General features: G+C 66.6%; 1 protein-coding gene. It reads left to right on the top strand.

Annotated elements, in window-relative coordinates; translation table 11 throughout:
- Positions 1 to 374 (top strand): sugar nucleotidyltransferase (locus DX909_RS29370; RefSeq protein WP_229311240.1); only part of this gene is annotated, 374 nt, incomplete at both ends.

Raw genomic sequence — 374 nt, 5'->3', positions numbered from 1 at the left:
CTGGCCGGGGGCTCCGGCACGCGGCTGCATCCGCTGACGCTGGCCGTCAGCAAACAACTCATGCCGGTCTACGACAAGCCCATGATCTACTACCCGCTGTCGATCCTGCTGCTGGCGGGCATCCGCGAGGTGCTCATCATCTCGACGCCCCATGATCTGCCGCAGTTCCGAAAGCTGCTGGGCGACGGTTCGCAGGTGGGCTGCCGCTTCAGCTACGCCGAGCAGCCCCAGCCCAACGGGCTGGCCCAGGCGTTTGTGATCGGGGCGGACTTCATCGGCTCGGAGAAGGTGGCGCTGATCCTGGGCGACAACATCTTCTACGGCTCGGGGCTGTCGCGGCTGCTGCAGGCCAACAACGATCCCCAGGGCGGGGT

Origin of the sequence: Larkinella soli, assembly GCF_003703975.1 — a bacterium.
GTDB classification, from domain to species: domain Bacteria; phylum Bacteroidota; class Bacteroidia; order Cytophagales; family Spirosomataceae; genus Larkinella; species Larkinella soli.
Note: the sequence above shows the minus strand (reverse complement) of the source record. Positions and strands in the feature narration are given on the sequence as shown.